The sequence below is a fragment of the Paenibacillus sp. CAU 1782 genome (assembly GCF_054551715.1).
Genome location: NZ_JBTOLL010000007.1, coordinates 140,382 through 158,468, shown reverse-complemented (window position 1 = coordinate 158,468; position 18,087 = coordinate 140,382). Strand labels below are relative to the sequence as shown.

The 18,087-nt window shown below is 49.5% G+C and carries 18 protein-coding genes and 5 tRNA genes; 19 read left to right on the top strand and 4 right to left on the bottom strand.

The genetic code is table 11. The features are described from left to right. Positions 1-22: 22 nt before the first annotated feature. Positions 23-2,275, top strand: coding sequence for a Tex family protein (locus ACX93W_RS16695; RefSeq protein ID WP_459393502.1), 2,253 nt, complete (start codon positions 23-25; stop codon positions 2,273-2,275). Positions 2,276-2,445: 170 nt separating this feature from the next. Further along, a complete protein-coding gene (locus tag ACX93W_RS16690; RefSeq protein WP_459393501.1) occupies positions 2,446-3,114 on the top strand; it encodes a nitroreductase family protein in 669 nt (222 codons plus the stop codon). Between the two features lie 78 nt (positions 3,115-3,192). Here ACX93W_RS16690 and cmpA read toward each other — a convergent pair whose 3' ends face one another. Together cmpA and ACX93W_RS16680 are read right to left on the bottom strand one after the other, a co-directional pair. Then, complete coding sequence (cmpA, locus tag ACX93W_RS16685; RefSeq protein WP_459393500.1) at positions 3,193-3,336, bottom strand: cortex morphogenetic protein CmpA; 144 nt, start codon at positions 3,334-3,336, stop codon at positions 3,193-3,195. 119 nt (positions 3,337-3,455) lie between these two features. Further along, positions 3,456-3,809 (bottom strand): hydrolase/acyltransferase, encoded by a 354-nt coding sequence (locus ACX93W_RS16680; RefSeq protein ID WP_459393499.1) that lies wholly within the window; start codon positions 3,807-3,809, stop codon positions 3,456-3,458. A gap of 109 nt (positions 3,810-3,918) precedes the next feature. Between ACX93W_RS16680 and ACX93W_RS16675 the strand changes: the two genes are divergently transcribed. From ACX93W_RS16675 to ACX93W_RS16640, 8 genes are all read left to right on the top strand, one after another. After that, positions 3,919-4,395, top strand: a complete 477-nt coding sequence (locus ACX93W_RS16675; protein ID WP_459393498.1) for a SprT family protein — start codon at positions 3,919-3,921, stop codon at positions 4,393-4,395. 27 nt (positions 4,396-4,422) lie between these two features. Next, positions 4,423-4,498: transfer RNA gene (locus ACX93W_RS16670), tRNA-Asn, on the top strand. 6 nt (positions 4,499-4,504) lie between these two features. Next, positions 4,505-4,595, top strand: a tRNA-Ser gene (locus ACX93W_RS16665). A gap of 175 nt (positions 4,596-4,770) precedes the next feature. Then, a tRNA-Glu gene (locus ACX93W_RS16660) sits at positions 4,771-4,845 on the top strand. A gap of 49 nt (positions 4,846-4,894) precedes the next feature. Then, positions 4,895-4,970 (top strand) — tRNA-Lys (locus ACX93W_RS16655). Between the two features lie 56 nt (positions 4,971-5,026). After that, positions 5,027-5,109: transfer RNA gene (locus tag ACX93W_RS16650), tRNA-Leu, on the top strand. A 554-nt stretch (positions 5,110-5,663) separates the two neighbouring features. Then, positions 5,664-6,113, top strand: a complete 450-nt coding sequence (locus ACX93W_RS16645; RefSeq protein ID WP_459393497.1) for a hypothetical protein — start codon at positions 5,664-5,666, stop codon at positions 6,111-6,113. A gap of 170 nt (positions 6,114-6,283) precedes the next feature. Continuing rightward, the gene (locus ACX93W_RS16640) at positions 6,284-7,429 is read left to right on the top strand and encodes a glycerate kinase (RefSeq protein WP_459393496.1); all 1,146 of its coding nucleotides are present in this window, start codon (positions 6,284-6,286) and stop codon (positions 7,427-7,429) included. 41 nt (positions 7,430-7,470) lie between these two features. On the opposite strand, the gene ACX93W_RS16635 is transcribed toward ACX93W_RS16640, so the two are convergent. Next, positions 7,471-8,796 carry an anti-phage deoxyguanosine triphosphatase gene (locus tag ACX93W_RS16635; RefSeq protein WP_459393495.1) on the bottom strand — a complete coding sequence of 442 codons (1,326 nt, stop codon included), beginning with the start codon at positions 8,794-8,796 and terminating at the stop codon, positions 7,471-7,473. A gap of 93 nt (positions 8,797-8,889) precedes the next feature. On the opposite strand from ACX93W_RS16635, the gene ACX93W_RS16630 reads away from it, so the two are divergent. The 3 genes from ACX93W_RS16630 (at position 8,890) to ACX93W_RS16620 (ending at position 11,950) form a co-directional block, all read left to right on the top strand. Continuing rightward, positions 8,890-9,447 (top strand): guanylate kinase, encoded by a 558-nt coding sequence (locus tag ACX93W_RS16630; protein ID WP_459393556.1) that lies wholly within the window; start codon positions 8,890-8,892, stop codon positions 9,445-9,447. A gap of 230 nt (positions 9,448-9,677) precedes the next feature. Beyond that, positions 9,678-11,036 (top strand): BclA C-terminal domain-containing protein, encoded by a 1,359-nt coding sequence (locus tag ACX93W_RS16625; protein ID WP_459393494.1) that lies wholly within the window; start codon positions 9,678-9,680, stop codon positions 11,034-11,036. Positions 11,037-11,320: 284 nt separating this feature from the next. Then, positions 11,321-11,950, top strand: a complete 630-nt coding sequence (locus ACX93W_RS16620) for an S-Ena type endospore appendage (protein ID WP_459393493.1) — start codon at positions 11,321-11,323, stop codon at positions 11,948-11,950. A gap of 106 nt (positions 11,951-12,056) precedes the next feature. Here the strand turns inward: ACX93W_RS16620 and ACX93W_RS16615 are convergent, their stop codons facing one another. Continuing rightward, the gene (locus tag ACX93W_RS16615; RefSeq protein ID WP_459393492.1) at positions 12,057-12,428 is read right to left on the bottom strand and encodes a DUF3992 domain-containing protein; all 372 of its coding nucleotides are present in this window, start codon (positions 12,426-12,428) and stop codon (positions 12,057-12,059) included. 217 nt (positions 12,429-12,645) lie between these two features. Here ACX93W_RS16615 and ACX93W_RS16610 point away from each other — a divergent pair, with 217 nt between their 5' ends. The 6 genes from ACX93W_RS16610 to ACX93W_RS16585 all read left to right on the top strand — a co-directional run bounded on the left by ACX93W_RS16610 (position 12,646) and on the right by ACX93W_RS16585 (position 17,951). Continuing rightward, on the top strand, positions 12,646-13,470 hold the full coding sequence (locus ACX93W_RS16610) for a MerR family transcriptional regulator (protein ID WP_459393491.1): 825 nt from the start codon (positions 12,646-12,648) through the stop codon (positions 13,468-13,470). A gap of 115 nt (positions 13,471-13,585) precedes the next feature. After that, positions 13,586-14,014 carry an NfeD family protein gene (locus tag ACX93W_RS16605; RefSeq protein ID WP_459393490.1) on the top strand — a complete coding sequence of 143 codons (429 nt, stop codon included), beginning with the start codon at positions 13,586-13,588 and terminating at the stop codon, positions 14,012-14,014. A 3-nt stretch (positions 14,015-14,017) separates the two neighbouring features. Next, positions 14,018-14,947: an SPFH domain-containing protein gene (locus ACX93W_RS16600; protein WP_459393489.1), complete on the top strand. Its 930-nt coding sequence runs from the start codon at positions 14,018-14,020 to the stop codon at positions 14,945-14,947. A gap of 176 nt (positions 14,948-15,123) precedes the next feature. Continuing rightward, positions 15,124-16,224, top strand: coding sequence for an FtsH protease activity modulator HflK (hflK, locus tag ACX93W_RS16595; RefSeq protein WP_459393488.1), 1,101 nt, complete (start codon positions 15,124-15,126; stop codon positions 16,222-16,224). Continuing rightward, positions 16,221-17,090 carry a protease modulator HflC gene (hflC, locus tag ACX93W_RS16590; protein ID WP_459393487.1) on the top strand — a complete coding sequence of 290 codons (870 nt, stop codon included), beginning with the start codon at positions 16,221-16,223 and terminating at the stop codon, positions 17,088-17,090. Before hflK ends, hflC begins: the two co-directional genes overlap by 4 nt. Positions 17,091-17,168: 78 nt before the next feature. Beyond that, entirely contained in the window at positions 17,169-17,951 is a 783-nt protein-coding gene (locus ACX93W_RS16585; RefSeq protein WP_459393486.1) for a YheC/YheD family protein, read from the top strand. The last annotated feature ends 136 nt before the right edge of the window (positions 17,952-18,087 follow it).

Sequence of the window (18,087 nt, the reverse complement as noted above, 5' to 3'; positions counted from 1 at the left end):
GAATAAAGGACGGTGCAAGAACGTGGCAGACGCAAAAAAGGGGATTCCATTGGCCGAGCAGGAAGATGGAGCAGTAGGCGCCAAGTTAAGCGAAGAGCAGAAAAAGGCAGAAAATAAAACCATTATAGCCGCGATAGCATCGGCTCTTTCCATACCGCTCAAAAAGGTGGATGCAGCGGTTTCTTTGCTGGATGAAGGCAACACGATTCCGTTTATTGCCCGCTACCGTAAGGAAATGACGGGGGAGCTGGATGAAAACGAGCTGAGATCGGTTGAGGAAAAGCTGCAATATATGCGGAATTTGGAGGAGCGCAAACGCGAGGTTCTCCGCCTGATCGACGAGCAGGGCAAATTGACGGAGGAACTGCGCTCCGGCATCACCGCCGCTGCGAAACTGCAGGAGGTGGAGGATCTTTACCGCCCCTACAGACAAAAGCGCAAAACCCGCGCTAGCGTTGCAAAGGAACGCGGTCTGGAGCCGCTTGCGAATTGGCTCTGGTCCCAGCCGCGCCAGGGCGATCCTCTGTCAGAGGCATCCAAGTACATAGACGAGGACAAAGGCGTAACTACTTCTCAGGAGGCTCTGCAAGGAGCTATGGATATCATTGCCGAGATGATTGCGGACGATGCGGCCGTTCGTTCCTGGGTACGCAAATTTACGTTTGACCAATCCCTGCTCCGTACGGAAGCGCGAAATGCGGAAGCCGAGTCGGTTTATGAAATGTACTACAGCTATCAGGAGCCGGTGAAGAAGCTGCCTCCGCATCGCATCCTTGCCATCAATCGCGGGGAGCGCGAAGAGGTGCTGCGGGTTGCTTTTGAGACGCCATCCGACCGGATCCATGAATTCATTGGAAGACGATTTCTTAAAAATGGAACAGCGGCTCCGGTGCGTGAAGTGCTGGTCAGCGTGATTGAAGACGCCTACAAGCGGCTGATCGCTCCTTCCATTGAAAGGGAAGTGCGCGGTGAGCTGACTGCCAAATCGGAGGAGCACGCCATCTCTATTTTCTCCGTCAATCTTCGGAATCTGCTGCTTCAGCCTCCTGTACTCGGCAATGTCGTACTGGGCGTTGATCCTGCGTTCAGGACGGGCTGCAAACTCGCCGTTATTGACGACACAGGCAAGCTGTTGGAGGTGGCGGTATCTTATCCAACGCCGCCAAACAACAAAGTGGCCGAAGCCGAAAAGCTCATCAACGGCCTGATCGATAAATACGGAGTCAGCTTGATTGTAATCGGCAACGGCACGGCATCGCGTGAAACCGAACAATTTATTGCGGGCCTGATCGGCCGTCGCAAGGGGGCGGCGGGAGCCGAGCTGAAATATATCATTGTTAATGAAGCGGGAGCCAGCGTCTATTCCGCCTCCAAGCTGGCTCAGGAGGAGTTTCCAACCCTTGACGTTGCCGAGCGCAGCGCGGTGTCCATTGCACGCAGGCTGCAGGATCCTCTGGCGGAGCTGGTAAAAATCGAGCCCAAGGCGATTGGCGTAGGCCAATACCAGCATGACGTCAGCCAGAAAAGGCTGGACGAAAGCCTTGGCGGCGTAGTGGAGTCTGCCGTTAACCATGTTGGCGTAGACGTAAATACGGCTTCGGCTTCCTTGCTGTCCTACGTGGCGGGGGTTAATAGCACAATCGCCAAAAACATTGTCAAATACCGGGAAGAAAACGGACGTTTCCTGAAGCGTACTGCGCTTCAGAAGGTGCCGCGTCTCGGCGCCAAATCCTATGAGCAATGTATCGGCTTCCTGCGCATACCGGATGCGGCCAACCCGCTTGACCGCACGCCTATTCACCCGGAATCCTACCAAGTGGTTGACGCTTTGTTTAAAGAGCTGAAGCTGTCGCTGAAGGATATTGGCAGCGAGGCGGCCCGATCTGCTCTCCAGAGCGCAGAGGTGCCTGCCTTGGCGGCCAAGCTGGCGGTAGGAGAGCCGACGCTGCGTGATATTATAGACAGCTTGCTGCGTCCGGGACGCGATCCACGCGAGGAGTTGCCGCCGCCTCTTTTTCATACGGATGTGCTTCAGATCGAAGATCTGACGCCCGGCATGGAGCTGCACGGCACGGTCCGGAACGTTATCGATTTTGGCGCTTTTGTGGATATCGGCATCAAAAACGACGGGCTTGTGCATATTTCGCAGCTAAGCGACCGCTTTGTCAAACATCCAATGGATGTTGTTTCCGTCGGCGATAATGTTACCGTATGGGTACTTAGCGTGGATATCAAAAAAGCCCGCGTCGGGCTGACCATGCGTAAACCGGATTAGCACCATTACCATGTTGAGCCGATTAGCCGTAGTACAGGCTGATAAGAAGTTAATCGTCAATCACATCCACAGAAAGTAAGTTTATAAAAGTTAGTTAATTGACAATATAGCGCTACCCTCTTATACTGTATTTATTGTTATTACAGTTACTGTATAGGAGGGTTTTTTACATGTCTACAGAGGTACAAACACAACAGGAAACGGCGGAAGCCGGACCTGCATTTTTCCAGGTGTTGAATGAACGCCGTTCCGTCCGAAAATATGATGCCGAAGCCGTTATTTCCCAAGAGGAAATCAACGAGCTTTTGACCATTGCAACCAAAGCGCCTTCATCCTCCAACATGCAGCCTTGGCGGTTTCTCGTTGTAACGGAGCCCGAGCTGAAAGCTAAATTGCTCCCAATCGCTTTTAACCAGCAGCAGGTAGCGGATGCTTCGGCGATTGTTATTGTTCTCGGCGACCTTGAAATGTATAAGCGAGCGGAAGACATCTACGGCGCAGCGTTGGACGCCGGATTTATGTCGGAAGAAGTCAAAACGCAAATGACGGAAAATTCCGTTCGCATGTATTCTTCTCTGCCTGCAGAGCGTCTAAAGGAAATCGTTGTATTCGACACCGGTCTGGTTGCCATGCAATTGATGCTTGCCGCACGCGCCAAGGGGTACGACACCGTTCCGATGGGCGGCTATAACCGCGACGCGGTAAAAGAATTGTTTGGCATCGGAGAGCGCTATATGCCTACGCTGATGCTGCCAATCGGAAAGGCTGCAGCTTCTGGGCATCCTACCGTTCGTCTTCCGCTGGAGCAAATTGTTCACGTTAACTCTTTTACGGAATAAACGGCTTGAAACGGCAAAAACCCGGTTTCCCTGAATAAAGCAGGGGACCGGGTTTTCTATGTGTTTTTCAGGCCTTGGTTATTTAATGAAGGTTCCGCCCTCATGCTCCTTCAGCCCTTGTTTGGTACGGTAAAAAAACCAGCAATCATTCAGCAGCTTGATTTGCCTTCTGTCCTTTTGCTGAAATGCCCGTATCAGTTGGTTGCACAGCCATTGCGGCACACGCATCCCCTCCTCTATTAAGCCTTACCTGTTGTTTTACTACGATATGGCGCGGAAGGGGAGGCTGTGCAGGTCCATACCCGACAGGCATAAATTGCCGGAGAGTTTAAAAGAGGAGCTTACTCCTCTTCGGCTTCCTCATACCACTGCTCAAGTTGAGCTTGGAGGGCGCGGATTTCAGTGAGCAAGGAGATAAGCGGATACGATTTTTCCTGGATGCCTGAAAAATCAGTTTCCAGCTCATTAATATACTGAAGTCCCGATGTAATCGACGCTGCATTCCCGTGCAGATCGACATTGTCGCATTCCGCAACGGCGTAAGGCAGACTTGGCACTTGCTCAGCCGTCAGCTTGTCGATTTCCTTGTGGAGCCGCAAATTAAGAGCGCTCAGCTGGTAAGCGTGCGAAGCCGGCATTTCGACAAAAAAGATGATTTCCTTTTGTTGCATAAGTACATAACGCATAGTAGCCATAACGAAAATGCTCTCCTCCCGGTTGATGCAATTGTACGGTTCTTGAGTTCTACTTGACAGTGTAGCCTATTGGGGCGTTACAATTCAAGTAGTTAGGGGAGAAGATAAGATGGAGAATAAGGAACTGCAGCAATGGGTGGAAAAAGTATCGCTGGGCTCCTTCGGCAGGCCGTTTTTGCACAAAGCGACATTTAACGCGCGGCTAAAGTCGACGGGAGGGCGTTATTTTACCGTAACCCATCATATAGAAATTAGCCCGCATCAGTTAAGCACCTTTGGCGCAGAGGAGACGGAAAAAATAATCAAGCATGAGCTTTGCCATTATCATCTTCATATATTGGGGCTGGGGTACCGGCATCGGGATCAGGATTTCAAGTCTTTGCTGGCAAGGGTAGGCGGCTCCCGATATTGCAAGGCTCTGCCGGATAAAATGCGTAAAATACAGCCGCACCGATACAAGCTTTTTTGCGGCTCATGTGGGATGGAATATTTGCGTAAGCGCAGGCTTGATCCGTCAAGATATGTTTGCGGACGCTGCCGGGGAAAATTAACGTTAATTCAGCTTGACATTACGGACAAGCCATGATAAATTATTGGAAGTGACTTTAAGTATTCCCTGATAGCTCAGTTGGTAGAGCACTCGACTGTTAATCGAGTTGTCACAGGTTCGAGTCCTGTTCGGGGAGCCATCTCATGGAGAAGTACCCAAGTGGCTCAAGGGGACCCTCTGCTAAGGGGTTAGACTGCGTAAGTGGTGCGAGGGTTCGAATCCCTCCTTCTCCGCCACATTTTTGTTTAGGACTCAGACATTAAGAGGCCGATGAACGGTCTTTTTTTACGGCCTAAAGTCGTGAAGCAGAGGCTAAACAAAATAAATCAGTAATGAATTTTTAAAAACACTTGCTTTTCACAAATTAAGCGAGTATAATAAATTTCGTTGCTGAAAATTATTGAAGAATACGGCCCGTTGGTCAAGGGGTTAAGACACCTCCCTTTCACGGAGGTAACAGGGGTTCGAATCCCCTACGGGTCACCATTTACCTTTTGAGAAGCAGCTCTTGTACGGAGTTCGTTTCCAGTCATGAGAGCCATTAGCTCAGTTGGTAGAGCACCTGACTTTTAATCAGGGTGTCGAAGGTTCGAGTCCTTCATGGCTCACCAGTTTTTTCATCCCTCGAAAACAACTGGTTTGAAGGATCAAAGCAATATTTATACATGCGGTAGTGGTGGAATGGCAGACACGCTATCTTGAGGGGGTAGTGGGTGTATACCCGTGGAGGTTCGAGTCCTCTCTACCGCATAAACTGAGAACCCTTGTGTATCAAGGGTTCTTTTCCTTTTTTAGCGGTAAAAGCTTACCCTCCTCAAAGTGGTCAAAAATCATTTTGGGGACGGAACTTTTGCTTATTTGATCAGCCTGGTTGACAGCCTCGCTTTCCTTATCTTTCGTTAGGTTTCCTTTATCTTCATTTATCCGCCTTCTCCACTAGCTGTAATTGAATAAAAGGTACATGCGTAAATGCCCTGCTGTTGGCTTCAACGTAAAGCTAACCCCAATGGGCTCTTTTTGTATTTTTCCATGTAAGAAAACAGAGAACATTTGAAAGAGAATGAAAGTTCATAAATGTGACATGAAAAAAGATTCTTGTAACTGCGACATTAGGACATAAAAAGTTGTTAATTTACATGAGGGGGAGAATGAATAAGTGTCAAAATCGGAGAATGTTACAAATTTCGCCGTGAATCGACATGCAATTGAAAATAATAAGGACATGGGACCTATTAACAAATTTGTATTTAGATGTCAATATTGGTATTAGCTAGCTGGCTAATTCGTTTTTCTGGGAGGTAAATATGAAAAAGAGATTTAAGATAGTTGTTCTGATGCTCACTATGTTGTTGACGTTTTCGACGGTCGTTTCAGCCATACCTATTGATGTAGACCCAACCGAGCCAGGCAATAATACTCCAATCACAACCTACCAGTATTCTCAAAATGTTTATATCTCATGGATTCAAACACCAACTGATGTGGATTTTTGGAATTTTGTTTCCCCAAAAACGGGATTTCAAGAAATTTGGTTATTGCCGCCTGCAGGCACAACCTACAGATTTGGCGTTTATGAGTATGGTGCGTCGTCTCCTATGACTTGGGTAGTTGCGAGTGGCAGCACTGGCCCAACATCCGTATTCGTTCCTTTGGTTGCGGGGAATAAATACACTGTGCTAATTATGCCGTATGACGGCACTTTCAGTGATACAAATCCTTATTACATCGGCCATCCGTATTTGTTCCCCTTTTAATGGGGGTTAAAAAGCTGCTTATAGGAATATGAATAGGAATAAGCCGCAGGGGGATGATATGCTCCCTGTGGCTTTTTCTTTCTTATGAATCTATTGCATGAAAACAAATACGCTATGGAGATATCGTTTGGCCGATGTATACTAGTATCAAAAGGATTGGGGGGACGGAATTGGGGCAAAAAACATTTCTGTTGGCGCCGGATTCATTTAAGGAAAGCATGACGGCTAAGGAAGTTTGTTTAGCGATGGAGAAAGGGCTGCAAAAAATATATCCGAATGCCCGTTACATTCATGTACCGATGGCGGATGGTGGAGAAGGAACGGTTCAGTCATTAGTTGATGCTTCTGGCGGAACCATTTATGAAAAGGAAGTGCTTGGCCCGCTAGGATTGCCCGTTATGGCCAGCTACGGTATTTTGGGCGATGGGCGCACAGCGGCGGTCGAAATGGCGTCAGCTAGCGGACTTCACCTCGTAAGCAAGGAGGAACGCAACCCTCTCCTTACAACGTCATATGGCACCGGCCAGTTGATACTGGCCTGCTTGGATCAGGGAGTCCAAACAATCATAATTGGTATTGGGGGCAGTGCTACCAACGATGGCGGTGCAGGAATGGCGGAAGCTCTTGGCGCCAAGTTTTTGAATGCGGAAGGCGTGGAGATTGATCGTGGCGGCGGCTCGCTGGACCAATTGGAACGTATCGACGTCACAGGAATGGACAAAAGATTGGAGGACGTTCAGCTAATCGTTGCCTGCGATGTAGCGAATCCGCTTTGCGGCGAGCTGGGCGCTTCACAGGTATTTGGTCCCCAAAAAGGGGCAACTCCCGAAATGGTCCTTCGTCTGGATGCCAATCTGGCTCATTACGCCGGGATCGCAAAGAAGCAGCTGAACCGGGATGTTCGGGATATTCCGGGGACGGGAGCTGCAGGCGGACTTGGGGCAGGGTTATTGATTTTTACTCAGGCCTCTCTGCAAAAAGGCATTGATATCGTCATAGAATACACCGGTTTGCGTGAAAAGGTGCTTCAGGCTGACGTTGTATTTACGGGAGAAGGAGGCATCGATTTCCAAACCAAATTTGGCAAAACCCCGCATGGCGTAGCTATGGCAGCCAAGGAAGCGGGGAAACCCGTACTTGCGATTGCCGGATATGTTGGCGAAGGAATCGACACGCTTTATGGAGAAGGCATCGATGCGGTGTTTGGCATTGCTCCCGGCGCATCGGAGCTGGATCGGCTCCTGAAAGAGGGTCCCCGCAATGTCGAGAGGACCATGGAAAATATCGCAAGAGTGATGAAGCTAGGCCTGAATTGAATTTTCCGGAAAACGATACCTATCCACATTTTTAGGGAGCGCTAAATATCAAACAACTTCCCGCCAGCGGATTCAAATAAACGCGAATACATTTTTAATGCGTAATTGTCGGTCATGCCTGACAGGTAATCGCAAACGATACGGGCATTATGGCTATCCGAGGAGCTGCTCCAATGGCTTTTTTCGTCCTGGGGCAGCAAATGCTTGTCATGAATCATGGCATTAAACAGATTTTGAATGATATGGCCGCCTCGCCATTCGAAGGTTTGCACTCTTTGCGATTTGATCACGTGCGTAATCACCAATTGCTTTAACCCCGCAAGCAAATTCCGAGTGCCTTCGTTCACAACCGCCCTGTATCGGAGCCGATTGGAGACCAGTCGTTGGCTGGCTTGGTCAAATGAAACTTCCTCAATTTCTACATGATTAATAAAGCCCCATACCAAATCGGCAAATAGATGCTTCATTTTGTATTTGTCATCGTTGATGTCTCCGGTTTTCAGGAATCGGTTAATGGCATTGGCAATTCCCTCCGGGCAGTCGTCACGGTAATGCTCCAAAACCCGAACAAGATCCTCGCGTGAAATCATCTGCAGTTTCAACGCATCCTCTAAATCATAGGTGGCATAAGCGATATCATCGGCAAGCTCCACAATACAGCATTCAAAGGTTTTGTTAAGGGTTGTCCCATGTTTGCCTTCCGAAACGCCGGAGTATGCAGTCAAATAGTTTTTTTCCTCATCCGAAAATGGTTCCAGCACCCATTGAAAAGCCGCCATATCCTCATCGAAAATACTGCTTTTTGGCGGATTGCCATCGACTTTGATATTATTCAGCATTTTCATCGATGCCGGATATTTGAGTACGGATAGCAATGCGGCGCGAGTCAGGTTAAGCCCATGTCCATGATGGCCTTCCAGAGCAGTCAGTAGGCGAAAGGTATGTCCGTTGCCCTCGAAGTTCAAGTCAAATCGGCGCATACAAGTATTAAGCGCGCGTTCTCCTTGATGGCCAAATGGGGGGTGCCCCAAATCATGGGCCAAAGCGGCGGCTTCGATTAGCGATGTATCGATTTTGCCATTCAGCTTGTCTGTATTTTCATTGAGCGATGTTGCGATGCCACGTGCTATCTGGGCAACCTCCAACGAGTGGGTGAGCCGAGTTCGGTGGAAATCGCCTTCGCTCACGGCGATAACTTGCGTTTTGGCCTGTAAACGCCGGAATGCGGCAGAATGCAGAATCCGGCCGTAATCTCTTTCGAAATCATCCCGTACGGAAACTCTGGCTTTGGCGTCGGGCAAGTCAGCCTTCCGTTCAGAATCGGTTTCATTGTAAAATGAATTTTGGAGATTTTTTTGCAATATCATCAAAAGGCCTCCTCACGGAATGCTGATTACCAGCTTAGGTCAAATTATACTACACATATTATGGAAAAGGGAGCAGGATATAGATTGAGCAAAGTGATAGCGCTCTACGGGCCATCGGCGTCCGGAAAAACGGAAATTCAAGCTTTTTTGTCCCGCATCGGGGTGCCCAAATTAATAACGGCCACAACAAGGAAACCCCGGGAGGGGGAAAAGGATGGCGTGCATTATCATTTTATGAGCCATCCCGCATTCGAAAAAGGCTTAACAGAAGGCGCATTTCTGGAATGGACGAGATACAACGGCGAGCTTTACGGGACCTTGGCCGCTAGCATTGAAGAGACGGCTACGGTGCGCCAGCATGCGGCGATTATTCTGGATCTTGCGGGAGTAATGGCCTTGAAGGAACGTTATTCCCATGTTTTTGCCCTGTACATAGGAGCTGATATCACAAGCATCAAGAGGCGTTTGTTAGACAGAGGCGGTGATTCGGACGATAGGGATCGGAGAATAAGAAGGGCGGAGGAGATCGAGCTAGGACAAGAATATTTAAATGCTGCCGATGAGATCGTATGGAATAACGACGGTACTGCTTTTGAAGACACATTGCGGAAAGTTGAGGGAGTCGTCAAGAAAGCATTGGCAAAAGGCTGATCGAACTTCGGGATTAATAGAGGATAAGACGAGATGAACAGGGCTATCCTTTGGATTAGCCTTTTTTGTTTTGATAAAGGGTGGCGGATTAGGGGGAATTCAGCGGATTTTTGATAGGGAAGGCAGTCATACAAGCAGTTGACCAATTGAGAGCATTTACTGAATAGTGATCCGCAAACCGGATTAATTTGACTATTAACTTTTAATGCAGCTTTGGAGGGGAGAGAGTTATGGAGGCCTGTTGTCATAACGCCAACTGCTGCAATTCATATAACGACTCATGTTATAACTTGTATTGCGATGGTATAAATAAAGACTGTCCTTTTGGCCCAACGGGTCCCACAGGTCCGACCGGTCCGACAGGAGCGGATGGTGCAACCGGTCCAACGGGACCTACAGGTCCGACCGGTCCGACGGGAGCGGATGGCGCAACCGGTCCAACGGGCCCCACGGGTCCGACCGGTCCGACGGGGGCCGATGGTGCAACCGGTCCAACGGGACCTACAGGTCCGACCGGTCCGACGGGAGCGGATGGCGCAACCAGTCCAACTGGCCCCACAGGGCCAATCGGTCCGACGGGGGCGGATGGTACAACTGGTCCAACGGGACCTACAGGTCCGACCGGTCCGACGGGAGCGGATGGCGCAACCGGTCCAACGGGCCCCACAGGAGCATTCGGAGCGACTGGACCAACTGGTCCGACCGGCCCCGTGGGCCCTGCTGGAGCAACCGGTGCTACGGGAGCAACCGGCGCCACTGGGGCAACGGGCCCGACGGGCCCTACTGGTTTAACCGGTCCAACTGGACCAACCGGTGCTACAGGCGCAACCGGTCCGACAGGTCCAACCGGTGCCACCGGAGCAACCGGCCCGACGGGCCCCACCGGTTTAACCGGTCCAACTGGAGCAACCGGTGCTACAGGCGCAACCGGTGCCACCGGAGCAACCGGCCCGACGGGTCCTACCGGTTTAACCGGTCCAACTGGTGAAACTGGCCCTACAGGAGCAACCGGCCCGACAGGTCCAACTGGAGCAACTGGCGCCACTGGGGCAACTGGCCCGACGGGCCCTACCGGTTTAACCGGTCCAACTGGTGCAACGGGACCTACTGGTCCCACTGGAGCGACTGGCCCTACAGGAGCAACCGGTCCCACCGGCCCGACGGGACCGGCGTCCTTGCTGGGCGGCTCCGCAGCTAATACAAGCGGGGCTACATTGGCGATTACTTTGCTAAATCCCAGCGTTAACATCCCTTTTCCCAATGCTCAAAATTTGCCTGCCGGCATCACCGTAAATAATCCGACTGCCACTATTTTTACGATTGCTACAACGGGACGTTATCTCATTACTTATTCACTTTATCCTTCGCTTTCGCTGCTCACAACGTTTCAGCTGTTCCGTAATGCAACTGCCGTGCCGGGAACTCAGGTCAATGCGGCAATTGGGATAGGCATGGTCTATAATCAAATCGTTATTAATGTTACCGCAGGCGACACCATACGCGTGACGGCGAACGCAACGTTAGCCGCAACCGTAGGGCTTGCAGCCGGAACAACAGCCGCAACGGTGTCCTTTGTACAAGTGAGCTAAAAAACGTTTTGCTGCAACGCACCCAAATCAATAACCCTTTTTCCCCCTTGCACATTTAATAGTATATAGACTGGAACGGAGTCCAATAGTTGCGCGCAGTGCGAAAAACGCAAACCGCAAACCGCAAACGCAAACGCAAATCGCAAACCGCAAACCGCAAACCGCAAACCGCAATTCAATAATAGCAAACTACAACTTGAATAACGCAGATTACAAAATGCATAGCGCAAAGCAAAATTAGAGAAGCATCGGCATTAGTGCAAGATGGAAGGAGTGGAGGGGTCATGGCGGGAAAACGGGGGAAGCGCGATTGGAAAAACAGAGGAATTACTGCAAATAAAGCGGCACACCGTCCAAAGCAACGCCGAAGCTCCTTAAAGCCATTCCAGTTGCCGCAACGATCCCTCATGCAGTTTGTATCAACTTATACCAAGCCGGCGGCCAAGCCGCTTCCGGTAGCTCCGGCTATATCTTCAACAACGGACGACTCCAGTGCCATGGAACCCGCTATGCCGCTTTCAATCCAGCAAAATAATGATTTTTGCCATATGAACACCAGACCTTTTGTTCAGGATAAGGAGTGCTGCGGCAATTTTCTTATCCATGACTTCCCGAAAACGTCTATCCAATTATGGTTGCTGGGTCAGCATTTAAAGGTTGTTCTCAGCCAAATATCACTGTATAACAGCCCGTCCAGCACCGGATCGGTCGAGGTGCATGCCTGTGGTGAGGAATCGGCGACTTTTGTTGTTCAACCGGGCAACACGGGGACCTATACCGGAACCGGCATCACAAAAGTATCCATTAATTTCAAGGAAGGCAATCCTTCCTTTATCGAAGGTAAATATGTTGTGTCGTCCTCCATTTGGCTTTTACGCCCGAATTGCCATAATGATGATTGTGATTATGAATGATTTCGCTTTGCGCTTCTGTATGCCGGATCCCCAAAAAAAGGCGCTTGCACTCACCGTTATTACGAGTGAGGGCAGCACCTTTTTTCATGTGGAGGCGAAACGTTGTTTAAGCAATGGAATAGCGGGTTGTAATACAGAACTCTCCCTGGAAGGTTCCGGTTGCTGCCGCTGGAATAATGGCCTGAATAACGGAAAACCGGCGGAACGTAAAGGTTGTGCTGGAACCTGGCGTTAGTGTGGTAGCTGTGCCAATTGGGTCGCCATTGCCATCCAGGACAACAAGCGTGATTGGCTCCGCTCCCAGGTCGAATTTCAAATAGCCTGTGCCGACGATATTTTGATTAATGTTGTTTGTGTACAGCGTGATCGTTACGGCAGCAGTATCTCCCGTACCGCTCCAGGGACTACATACTTTATCTTGAACAAATGTTTTTTCGGGGCAGCAGCTAAGAGCGGCCGATGTTCCGCAACATGACATTTCCATACAGCTCCTTTTTTTTATATTTCTAGATAGTTAATGCAAGGAGGGGCGGGCTGGACTGTATATTCACCTATGCTGGCTATTATTCTCGAAATTTCCTCGATTTCCTAAAATCAAGTCCTTTAAATGCCGATAAATGGTATCAGGAATAATGGCGGCTTGACACTTACGTTACGTAAGAGTGTACGGTGGAGCCAGAAAGGAGCGGATAGATGTGAAAATCAAAGAGGTTTGCAAGCGCACCGGTCTCACGGAACGCACGATTCGATATTATGTTGAGGAAGGTTTAGTCAAACCGGAGACCTCGCTTAAGGGTAGCCGGGAATACCGGGAATACAACGAGCAAGACTTGGCTGAATTAGAGACGGTTGCCGGTTTGCGAAAGCTATTTTTCACGATTGACGAGATTAAGGATATGAATAACAATCCTGAGCGGATTGAAGCTGTTTTGGAAGCCTACAAGCTCAAGCTTGCATCGGACGCCAGGTCAAAAGCGGCTATCGTGGAGGCTCTGAACCAATTGGGAACCAATCGCCTTCAATCGGCTTCGGATGTTGCCCAAAAGTTGAGAAGGCTATCGGATGGGCTATCGTTGCCGCAAAGAGACATAAATCCTAATTTCGGCAGGTTCGAGCCGGGATCCAAGGAGGAGCGGGAGCAGGAATACAATCGATTTGTGGAGAAACAGGCTCGGCAATATACGAGGGGCAGGGCAATTGTATTTGCGATTGCGGGGATCAATGTTCTTCTGACGTTTTTTGCTTTCTTTTATAACTTGAACATCATAAATCTGATCATACAGGTTGTATTTTCGATTTGCCTGGCACTTGGCATTAGATGGGTTCGCTACTTATTCATCGCTGGAGCGGGTATTTCCGTTCTGAGGTTTGTAGCGCCGCTTTTTTGGGCTTTTAGCGAAGGTTTGCTGTTAATTGCCTTTTTGATCGTGCTGTATATTGCCTATGCTATTGCCTCATGCCTCCTTCTAATTCGCAGCGAAGCGGTAAGCGAGTTTCTTTATACCCAGAAAAACGGATAAAGCTTTGTTGTTCCATTTTTTAGAAATTCCTTTATTCGACAAAAATTTTGGATGAATGGCAGGTCTTTGGCAGGTCGCCAGCGAATAAATTATATGTTGAAGGGCAGGTGATAAAATGGATCTGTGGCTGATCTGGCTCATTGTAGCTGCGGTTTTGATTATTGCGGAAATGCTGACATTGACCTTTTATTTGCTATGGCTGGCTATCGGAGCTTTGGCGGCGGCGGTGGTCGACTTTATCGTGCCAGGAGCCTGGGTGCCCGAGGTTATCGTTGGATGTGCCGTGGCTTTGGCGCTGACGGTGTTTACGAAGCCGTTAACGCGGCGAATGGCGGCATCCAGAGGCTTTAAGGATGCGGTTGACGAGATGATCGGCAAGGAAGGCGTCGTTATGGAGGATATTGCGCCTAGCTTGCCCGGCATTGTGAAGGTCGGCGGCGATATGTGGAGCGCGGAATCCGAAGAAAGCTTGAAGAAGGGCGAAACCGTTATTGTTTTGGCCCGGGGAAGCGCTTTTTTGCAAGTAACCAAATGGGGAGGATAAAAAATGGAGTATGTTATACCGATTATAATTGTAGTGCTGGTCGTTGTTTTTATCGCCATGACGGTCAAAATCATCCCGCAGCAAAGAGTGGGCGTCGTGGAAAGACTCGGTAAGTTTAATCGTTTGCTTACGCCGGGCATCAATATTTTGATTCCGATCATCGATCATGTAAGAACATATCACGACCTGCGCATTCAGCAGGCTAACGTGCCTCCGCAAACCGTTATTACAAAAGATAATGTCCAGGTCAAAATCGATACCATTATCTTTTACCAGGTAACGGGTCCGGAGCAGGCTACATACGGCATTTCCGATTACGTTTACGGTGTTCGCAACATCAGCACGGCAACGATGCGTCAAATTATCGGCAAGATGGAGCTTGACGAAACGTTGTCGGGCCGGGAAAAAATATCGACGGATATTCGTGTGGCGCTTGACGAAGCAACCGAAAAATGGGGCGTCCGCATTGAGCGGGTAGAGGTTATCGACATTCAGCCGCCAAATGATATTCAGGATGCCATGGATAAGCAAATGAAGGCAGAGCGCAGCAAACGGGCAATGGTTCTGGAGGCGGAAGCGGCCAAGCAGGATATGATTTTGCGCGCCGAAGGCGACAAACAAAGCCAGATTCTGAAGGCGGAAGGCGAGAAGGAAGCCCGCATCAGACAAGCGGAAGGCCAGCGTCAGGCGCAGGAACTGGAAGCGCTTGGCGAAGCCAAAGCGATCCAATCGATTGCCGAGGCCGAAAAGCTGAGAATCGAAATGCTGCGTTCTGCGGGTCTGGACGAAAACGTGCTGACTTACCGTTCCCTTGAGACGTTAAGCGATGTTGCTAACGGACCAGCCAACAAAATATTTATTCCGACTCGGGCAGTGGAGACGCTGGGAAGCATTGGAGCCATTGGCGAAATGCTGAAGGAACAGCGCAAATAGTTGAAGTGCGGCATCTTCAAAAAAGAGGTTGTTACGAGCGCTGGCGTGCCGTGACAACCCCTTTTTTTGCGTACGGGGAAATTAAACCTTAAAAGAAGCTTAAAAATTTGTTACCAACCGTTATAATATACGTAGTAAGTTTATGTAACTGGCAACTAAAGAGGGGAGAGATTGTATTGGATTTTAATAATAATCAGGAGCCGCCAAGAGCAGTGCCTAACCCGGAGCGTAAGCCGCCGGAGCTGAAGCCGGGCGTAGTCAGAAACTGGCTGGTCGCCATCGTTGGGGTCGTTATTTTGTTTTATGTAGGCTCCACATCTTTTTACACCGTACAGGAGCAGGAACGCGCCGCTATTTTGACGTTTGGCAAATATACGCATGAGACGACCTCCGGCCTTCATTTCAAATGGCCTTATCCAATCCAGGAAGTAAAGATCGTTCAGGCCGAGTTGACTCAGAAAATTACGATCGGATACCGTCAAAACGGCAACACAGTCACGCCGGTAGACGATGAAGCCATGATGATCACGGGCGACGAAAACATTGTTTCCGCGGACGCGGTCGTCACCTTTAAAATTAGCAACATTCGCAATTATCTCCATAATATCAGCGATCCCGAGCAATTCCTTCGCAATGCGGCAAGCGCATCCATCCGTTCCGTTATCGGTTCGCAAAAGCTTGATTACGCAATTACGGACGGAAAAACAGCCATTCAGGATATGGCGCGCGAGCGTCTGATCGAGCTGCAAAGCCGTTACGAAACCGGCATTCAAATCATCGACCTGAAATTCCAGGACATCGAGCCGCCGGGCGGCGAGGTAGAAGAAGCCTTCCGTGCCGTTACCAATGCCCGCGAGGAAAAAAATACAAAGGTCAACAATGCGCGCAAGTACGAGAATGAACGCATCCCTAACGCGCGCGGCGAAGCGCAGGCGCTTTTGGAGCAAGCGGAAGCCGAGAAGAAATCCCGTATTTTGAATGCGGAAGGCGACGTAGCGAAGTTTAACGCCATCTACACCGAATTTGCCAAAAATCCATCCGTAACCGAAAGCCGTCTCATTCTGGAGACGCTGGAGAAAATCTTGCCGGATGCCCAAATCTTTATTACGAATTCCGGAAGCAACACGGTTAATTATTTGCCTCTTAACGAGCTGCTCGGCAACCGCAGCAGCGGATCTTCGGCAAATCAGCAGCAAACGCAAACGCCTGTGCAGACGCCTCAAGTTCCGCAGGCAACGGAAACGCAGCAGGAAGCGCAAGGAGGTAACGGTCAATGAAAAACAAGCTCTGGTTTGTTGTCGGCGCAGCAGTTATTTTATTGATAGTGGGCGCGGGCTCCATGTTTATCGTAAAAGAAGGAGAATACAAGGTTGTTTTGCGATTCGGCGAAGCCGTTCGGACGGTGAAGGAGCCGGGTTTGAATCTTAAAGTTCCTTTTATCGAAAACACAACAACGCTTCCCAAATACCAAATGACGTTCGAAAGCAATCCCGGCCAAATTCTGACCAAGGACAAAAAGCCGATTTTGGTCGACAACTATACCATTTGGAGAATCAACAACCCTGAGAAATACATCCGTACGCTGCACACGGTAAGCGGCGGGGCGCAGCGGATCGAGGAGGCGGTATACAACTCCGTCAGACGTAAGCTTTCCGAAGTGGATTACGACGTTATCATTAGCGAAAATACGGCGAGAGGCAATATCAACGACGAAATCACTGCGGATGTTTCCACTGCGCTTGACCGTGGCGAATACGGAATTGAAATCGTCGACGTTCGCATCAAGCGGACCGACTTGCCTGAAAGCAACAAGCAGAGCGTATACAACCGGATGATTTCCGACCGTCAGTCAATGGCAGCGCGTTACTTGTCCGAAGGTGACGAGGAATCCCGTATCGTTCGCTCCAAAGCGGACCGCACAGCGGTCGAGCTGTTGGCGCAAGCCGAAGCCGACGCTAAAAAGATCATTGCGGAAGGCGAGCAGGAAGCTGCTCGAATCTATAACACCGCATATGGCAAAGATCCGGCCTTCTATAATCTTTACCGCACGCTTGAAAGCTACATCGTTACTCTGTCCAACGAGCCGGTGATCATGCTTCCGATCGAATCGCCGTATGCTCAAATTTTGATGGGCGGAAAATAGTGCAAATACGCGGATAACTATGGTTATGCGTACAGGCATAATGCCATTAGCCTCATACTGTATGTTGAGGTGACTGCATTGTCTGTCAAACGTTATGCCAGCACAACCATTCGGGGGAAACAAAAGGTTTGCCGCTATATGGGCGGCGATTCCAAAGTGCGTTCTCTGGTTCCCCATACGTTGTCATTTAGCAGAGAGAATTTGTTCAGCATGATAGAGAAATATCCCGTCTTATATATCAAGCCGGATATCGGCTCGTTAGGAATTGGTATTTTTCGTTTGAAGCGAGGGAGCAGCGGCGGTTACCGCCTAAAGGAAATTGCGGGGAAAACCCAGAAATCCCGCCGCTTCAAACAATTGTCGGGAGCCTATGAGGCCATTGAGTCCGCAAGAAAGGGAAGGCTCATCATTCAGCAGGGCATTCCGCTGGCCAAAGTTGGCGGTCGTGCCTACGATATCCGTGCAATGGTGCAGCGTAAACCGGGAGGCCCTTGGGTCTGCACGGGTTTTATGGTCAAGATTGGCGGCCCCGGCAAAATCGTTACAAACTACTATCAAGGCGGAAAAATTACTACTCTGCGATCTCTTCACGATCAGCTTGGTTTAACGACGGAAGCTGGCGCAAGCCGCAAGGCGAAATTGACGTCAATGGCGCTTGATATCGCCAGATGCCTGTCCAAACGCAGAAGCGGCATGTCCGAGATGGGAATTGATTTTGCTTATGATAGCGGTGGAAAGTTGTGGGTTTTGGAGGTTAACTCCAATCATCCTCAGTTCCATCCCATTCGCAGCATTGATCCCGACGCATATCAAAAGATGAAAAGCTTTGCCGCTTCATACGGCAGATTCAGCGCCAAGTAAATCAGAATAGCGTACGGGAGGAGCAGGTCATATTCATTGACCTGCTTTTTTTGTGTTTAAATTCAAAATATAATAACAAAACTAACAAAACAAAACACAAATAACCTAACTGATTGTGTTAATATAGAGTTTGTAA